7 protein-coding genes are annotated in these 6,088 nt (G+C 69.2%); 4 read left to right on the plus strand and 3 right to left on the minus strand.

Annotated features, from left to right (window positions below):
• Entirely contained in the window at nucleotides 1–486 is a 486-nt protein-coding gene (locus JHC79_RS02950) for a histidine phosphatase family protein (RefSeq protein WP_296388375.1), read from the minus strand.
• An 8-nt stretch (nucleotides 487–494) separates the two neighbouring features.
• A complete protein-coding gene (locus JHC79_RS02955) occupies nucleotides 495–800 on the minus strand; it encodes a hypothetical protein (protein ID WP_296388376.1) in 306 nt (101 codons plus the stop codon).
• Nucleotides 801–901: 101 nt separating this feature from the next.
• Here JHC79_RS02955 and JHC79_RS02960 point away from each other — a divergent pair, with 101 nt between their 5' ends.
• The 4 genes from JHC79_RS02960 to JHC79_RS02975 all read left to right on the plus strand — a co-directional run bounded on the left by JHC79_RS02960 (nucleotide 902) and on the right by JHC79_RS02975 (nucleotide 5,134).
• On the plus strand, nucleotides 902–1,864 hold the full coding sequence (locus JHC79_RS02960) for an alpha/beta fold hydrolase (protein WP_296388377.1): 963 nt from the start codon (nucleotides 902–904) through the stop codon (nucleotides 1,862–1,864).
• Nucleotides 1,865–1,960: 96 nt separating this feature from the next.
• Nucleotides 1,961–2,848 carry a DMT family transporter gene (locus JHC79_RS02965; RefSeq protein ID WP_296388378.1) on the plus strand — a complete coding sequence of 296 codons (888 nt, stop codon included), beginning with the start codon at nucleotides 1,961–1,963 and terminating at the stop codon, nucleotides 2,846–2,848.
• Nucleotides 2,849–2,858: 10 nt separating this feature from the next.
• A complete protein-coding gene (locus JHC79_RS02970; RefSeq protein ID WP_296388379.1) occupies nucleotides 2,859–3,731 on the plus strand; it encodes a DMT family transporter in 873 nt (290 codons plus the stop codon).
• Nucleotides 3,731–5,134: an NAD(P)/FAD-dependent oxidoreductase gene (locus tag JHC79_RS02975; protein WP_296388380.1), complete on the plus strand. Its 1,404-nt coding sequence runs from the start codon at nucleotides 3,731–3,733 to the stop codon at nucleotides 5,132–5,134. Before JHC79_RS02970 ends, JHC79_RS02975 begins: the two co-directional genes overlap by 1 nt.
• A gap of 18 nt (nucleotides 5,135–5,152) precedes the next feature.
• Here the strand turns inward: JHC79_RS02975 and JHC79_RS02980 are convergent.
• On the minus strand, nucleotides 5,153–6,088 hold a 936-nt coding region (locus tag JHC79_RS02980; RefSeq protein ID WP_296388381.1), incomplete at its 5' end, for an FAD-linked oxidase C-terminal domain-containing protein.

Consider the following 6,088-nt stretch of genomic DNA (forward strand, 5'->3'; position numbering starts at 1 on the left):
TCAGCGCGGGATGAACAACCCCTCGAGGGTGGCCGTGTCCTCGGCCGAGACACCGATCTGATCCCAGTCCGCCTCCACGGTCAGCACCGCGTAGGCGGAGGTGGGGAACTGGTCGATGTCGGCATCGGGGTCGAGGGTGAGCGCGGTCGCGGGCATCCCCGGTTCATGGCCGACCACCAGCACCGTCTGTACGTCCTCGCCGACGTGCTCGCGGATCGCCTCGAACACGTCGTCGGGGGTGCCGCCGTACACCGCGTCGACGTAGGTCACCGAGTCGGCGTCGATACCGGTGCGCTGCAGGGTCTCCCGGGTGCGGGTGGCGGTCGAACAGATCACCGCGTCGACCTCGAGTCCGTCGCGGGCCATCCATTCTCCGGCCAACTCGGCCTCGCGGATGCCGCGCTCTGCGAGAGGTCGCTCGTGGTCGGCCACGCCGTCGGGGTAGCCGGACTTGCCGTGCCGCATCAAGATCAAAGTGCCCGCCATGGGGCAGATCATGCCAGCCGAGCGGTCCGCTCCGTCGGCACCCGGCCCGAGGCGGCGTCACGATCGGCGGCGCGCAGGATCCGCGCGGTGTGCCGCCACGCCGACGCCTCCTGCGCACAGTGCAGTGCGTGCTCGGAGTCGCCCCGGGCGTGCGCGCTCTCGGCCTCCTCGAGCAGCTCGATCTCCTCGTCGACGCAGAACTCGATCAGCAGTGCACGTGCCTGCTCATCGGTGCAGGCACGATCGATGTCGGCTCGGGTCAGCGTCAGGAGCTGCTCCAACTCGCGCGTGAGCGCAGACGATCGACTGGACATGTCCCTCACGGTAGGCGTGGTCACCGACACCGCGCGGGACCCACACCCGGGGTGTCGGCAATCTGCAGACCCGGCAACCAAGCAAGTGCTAGGTTGCGGCCATGTCACACCGAGCGTCGTTGCGTACGTACCTGCTCAGAGCCGTTGCGCTCGCCGCGGCCGGGGTGGCCACGATCGCGCTCGCCCCGGCGGCCGACGCCGCGCCGCTGCCGGTCTCGTACAGCTTCTTCTCCGGTGTCGGGCCGGCCCTCGCGCACCCCTACGGGTCCCTGGCCGGCTCGAACGACTTCCGGTGCCGCCCGAGTGCCGACCACCCGAACCCGGTGGTGTTGACGCACGGGACCGGCGGGTCCGCACAGACCAACTGGGGCACCTACGTGCCGCTGCTCAAGAACAACGGGTACTGCGTGTTCGCGCTCACCTACGGAGCGTTGCCGGGTGCGCCGGCGCCGTTCAACCAGATCGGGGGCATGGGTCGCATCGAGGCCAGTGCCGCTCAGCTGAAGACGTTCGTCGCCCGGGTGCTCCGCGCGACGGGTGCGACGAAGGTCGATATCGTCGGCCACTCCCAGGGCACGTTGATGCCCGACTACTACGCCCGGCGACTCGACGGCGCGAGGTCGATCGACAAATACGTCTCCATCGCGCCGCTGTGGAACGGCTCCGGGGGCAGCGCGGTCGCCTCGTTCACCCCGACCCTGCGACGCCTGGGCATCACCGAGACCGGCCTGCCGGTCTGCGCGGCGTGCGGTCAGATGCAGACCGGCTCCGATCTCCTGGCGGCGGTGAACGCGGGCGGCAGTCCCTACGTGCCCGGGATCACCTACACCAACATCTCGACCACCGGCGACGAGTTCGTACTGCCGTACACCTCGGGTCAGGTGCCCGGCCGGCCCGGCGACCGCGTGACGAACATCGTTGTCCAGCGCGGGTGTTCGCAGGATCACTCCGACCACCTGGCCATCGCGGCGTCGCGCCGAACCGCGGCGTTCGTCCTCAACGCGCTGGATCCGGCGCATCCCCGGCCGGTGCCGTGTCTACCGGTTCTGCCCATCGTCGGCTGAGCGGTGTGGTCGGCAATGCAAAGGGTTTGCTAAGACTTTTCACACGCATGCCCGTGAGCAGCGCCGGACGGCGGTAGGGCAAGTACTGTCGGCTCGGTGCACCTGTTCCTGCCCGCGAGCCTCGCACTCGTCTCGGCGCTCTTCGTAGCGGTCGGGACGCTGGTGCGTCAGCGCTCGTCGACGGCGACCGGTGGCATCACCCGACGCTGGTGGTACGGCGTCGCCCTGGCCGCGATCGGATTCGCGCTGCAGGCCGTGGCCCTCGGCATGGGGACCCTGCTGTTGGTGCAGCCGTTGATCGTGTTGTCGGTGCTGTTCGCCCTCCCACTGGAGGCCTATCTCGACCATCGGCGCCTCAACTTCCAGGAGTGGAAGTGGGGCATCGTCCTCACCCTGTGCATCGCCGCGTTCGTGCTGATCACCATGCCGCAGCCGGGCAAGCACCAGGTCGAGCCCGCGGTGCTGGCCGGGACGATCGTGGTGGTCGTCGTCGTACTCGGCGGACTGGTCGTGTTCGCCCGACGGGTGTCATCGCACTACCGCGCCCTGCTGTTCGGGTCGGCGTCCGGGCTGCTCACCGGTGTGCAGTCGTTCCTCCTCAAAGGGGTCGTCACCCAGCTCGGCGACAAGATCTACGAGCCCCTGCTGCACCCGGAGCTGTACCTGATCCTGTGCGTCGCCGCCGCGTCGGTCTACGCGCAGCAACTCGCCTTCGCCGCCCACGATCTGCAGACCTCGTTCCCCGCGATGACGGTGATGGAACCGGCGGTCGCGATGGCCCTCGGTGTCCTCCTGCTCGGCGAGCGGGCACAGGTCGACTGGTTCGAGGGCATCGTGGTCGCGGCGGTGCTGGTCCAGATGTTCTACGCCGTGCTCGTCCTCGCACAGCATGCCGCCGCCCGTGAGACGGAGTTCGACAAACCGCCCGAGCTCGTCGGCGCCACGACCTCCACTGCCCACGCCAAGCGCGACCACGCGCACTAGCCTGGACACCGTGCACACCTGGCTCCCGGCGTTGCTCGCGATGTTCGCTGCCGCGTTCATCGCCGGAGGAACCGTTCTCCGCCAGCGCGAATCGTGCGCCGGCGGTGGGATCACCATCGGATGGTGCGTCGGTGCGGCGGTGGCGCTGTGCGGATTCGGGCTCCAGGCGGCCGCGCTGGGCCTCGGATCGATCCTGCTGGTGCAGCCGCTCGTGGTGCTCGCCGTGCTGTTCGCGCTCCCGCTCGAGGCGTGGCTCGACCACCGGCACCCGAGTCGGGTCGAATGGGCGTGGGGTGGCGTGCTCGTCGCGTGCGTCGCGCTGTTCCTGATCGTCGCCGACCCGCACGAGGTCGATCGCACGGCCGACCACAAGCTCATCGCCGGCACCATCGTGGCGCTCATCGCGCTGGTCGCCATCCTGATCGTCGCGGCCGAGAGGTCCAGTCCGCACTATCAGGCGCTGCTCTACGGGCTGGTCGCCGGAACGCTGTTCGGCATCAGCGCGTTGCTGGTCAAGGCGGTGATCTACCAGGCCATCCACGATCCCATCAACATGACGACCAGGCCGGAGGTCTACCTGTTCGTCGTGGTCGCGGTGGGAGGTGTCGTCGCGCAGCAACGCGGGTTCGTGGCCGGCGACCTGCAGACGTCGTTCCCCGCGATGACGGTGATGGAGCCGGCGGTGTCGATGGCGTTGGGCGTCACGTTGCTGGGGGAGTCGGTGGCGGTCGGCTGGTGGCAGACGGCGGTCATGGCCATCGCCCTGATCGTGATGGTCCGCGCGGTGATCACGCTGGCGCGGATGTCGGCCGTACGGGGTGACCAGCGACCCGAGTCGCAACCCGGCGTGACACGGAGCGTCATCGGTAGCACTGTGGACTGATGACCACAGACACATACGACGTCATCGTCATCGGCGGCGGACCCGCCGGCGAGGTGGCGGCCCAGTTCGCCATCGCCGGATCCGATCGCACCGCCGCCATCATCGAGGCCGAACTCCTCGGCGGCGAGTGCTCCTACTGGGCCTGCATGCCCAGCAAGGCGCTGCTCCGGCCGATCGAGATCGCGGCCACTGCGCGCAATCTCGACGGTGTGGATGTCGCGGACGGGATCGACACCGCGAAGCTGCTCGCCCGACGCGACACCTGGACGTCGAACTACTCCGATGCGGGACAACGCAAGTGGGCCCAGGGCATCGACATCGACGTCATCAGCGGTCGAGGTCGGCTCGCCGGGGACAAGACGGTGGTGGTCACCGACAACGGGACCGAGCGCACCGTGACCGCGCGTCTGGCCGTCGTCCTCGGCACGGGCAGCACCGCTACCGTCCCGGGCCCGTACGCCGATCTCGCGCCGTGGACCTCGCGGGACGCGACCGGGATCCGTGAGGTCCCGGAGTCGATCATCGTGGTCGGTGGTGGTGTGGTCGCCTGTGAGTCGGCGACCTGGCTGGCCGCCCTCGGGTCGAAGGTCACCATGCTCGTGCGCGGCACGGTCCTCGGAAACCTGGACGACTTCGTGGGCGAGGCCGTCATCGAGGGCCTGACGAAGGCAGGTGTCGACGTGCGGACCGGCGTGTCGATCACCGCACCGACGCGCGAGAACGCCGAGGACGCCGGGATCGGTGTCGCACACGGCGGCCCGGTCACCGTCACCGTCGACGGCGAGGCGCTGACCGCGGCGGAGATCCTCGTCGCGGCGGGTCGTAAACCGGCCGTCGACGGACTTGGTCTGGACACCGTCGGCATCGACGACCCGTCGCAGTTGTCGTCGTCGAACCCCGGCGGGCACGACTGGCTTTACGCGGTCGGTGACGTCTCGTTCGGGCCGATGCTCACCCACTGGGGCAAGTACCAGGCCCGGCTCGTCGGGCAGCGGATCAGCGCCGCGGCCGATGGTCGGACCCCGCCGCCGGAGCGTGACGACGTCCCGGTTCCGCAGGCCGTGTTCACCGATCCGCAGGTCGGCAGCACCGGACTCACCGCACGGGAGGCCGACGAGAAAGGACTGCGGACCACCGTGGTCACCCAGCCGATCACCGCGGCATCGGGGATCGGACTGCTCCGCGACGACGCGACCGGTACGGCGCAGCTGGTCGTCAACGACGACGACCGGACCCTGCTCGGGGCGACGTTCGTCGGACCGGAGACCGGTGAGCTGATCCACGCCGCCACCATCGCCATCGTGGGCAAGGTGACGGTCGACGATCTCTGGCATGCCGTCCCGTCCTACCCGACGGGCAGCGAGATCTGGCTTCGCCTGCTGGAGAAGTACTTCGGCTACTGAGAGTCTGCGGGCCCCGCGTCAGAACATGGTGCCGGGGTTGAGCAGGTGGTCGGGGTCGAGGGCGTTCTTGATCCGACGCGACACGTCCATCACGTCCTCACCCACCTGATCGGGCAGCCACGCCTTCTTCAGCCGACCGACACCGTGTTCGCCGGTGATGGTGCCGCCGAGTCCGATGGCCAGATCCATGACCTCGCCGAACGCCACGTCGGCGCGTGCTGCCTGCTCGGTGTCGGCCGGGTCGAACACGATCAGCGGATGGGTGTTGCCGTCGCCCGCGTGCGCGATGACCGAGATCATCACGTCGCGCCGGGCGGCGATGTCGGCGATCCCGTCGACCAGCGCAGGCAGGCTGGGCAGCGGAACGCCGACGTCCTCGAGCAGCAACGAGCCCAGCTTCTCCACCGCGGGGATCGCCATGCGGCGTGCGACGGTGAACGCCTCACCTTCGGCGACGTCGTCGGTGGAGAACACCTCCGAGGCCTCGTTGGCCTCGAAAGCGGCGGTGATGATGGCGATCTCGTCCGCGGCGGCCGCGCCGGGGGCGTCGCTCTGCGCGACCAGCATCGCGCCCGCGGTCCGGTCGAGGCCCATCTTCAGGTGATCCTCGACGGCGTTGATCGCGACGGCGTCCATGAACTCGAGCATCGCCGGACGGATCTGATCGGTGATCGCGAGGACCGCCTCCGTCGCATGATGTACCGAGGCGAAGCTCGCGACCACCGTCGACGCCGGGGGTTGGGGCGGGAGCAGTCGCAGGGTCAGCTCGGTGATGATGCCCAGCGTTCCCTCGCTGCCCACGAACAGCTTCGTCAACGACAGGCCCGCCGAGTCTTTGAGGCGTGGGCCGCCCAGCCGTATCGCCCGGCCGTCGGCCAGGACCACCTGCATCCCGAGGACGTAATCGGTGGTGACGCCGTACTTCACGCAGCACAGGCCACCCGCGTTCGTCGC

It is taken from the genome of Williamsia sp. (assembly GCF_016462415.1).
Classification (GTDB): domain Bacteria; phylum Actinomycetota; class Actinomycetes; order Mycobacteriales; family Mycobacteriaceae; genus Williamsia_A.

Excerpts from the sequence above, each read along its gene's own strand:
- JHC79_RS02950 (WP_296388375.1), bottom strand. The coding sequence starts at position 486 with ATGGCGGGCACTTTGATCTTGATGCGGCACGGCAAGTCCGGCTACCCC.
- JHC79_RS02955 (WP_296388376.1), bottom strand. The coding sequence starts at position 800 with ATGTCCAGTCGATCGTCTGCGCTCACGCGCGAGTTGGAGCAGCTCCTG.
- JHC79_RS02960 (WP_296388377.1), top strand. The coding sequence starts at position 902 with ATGTCACACCGAGCGTCGTTGCGTACGTACCTGCTCAGAGCCGTTGCG.
- JHC79_RS02975 (WP_296388380.1), top strand. The coding sequence starts at position 3,731 with ATGACCACAGACACATACGACGTCATCGTCATCGGCGGCGGACCCGCC.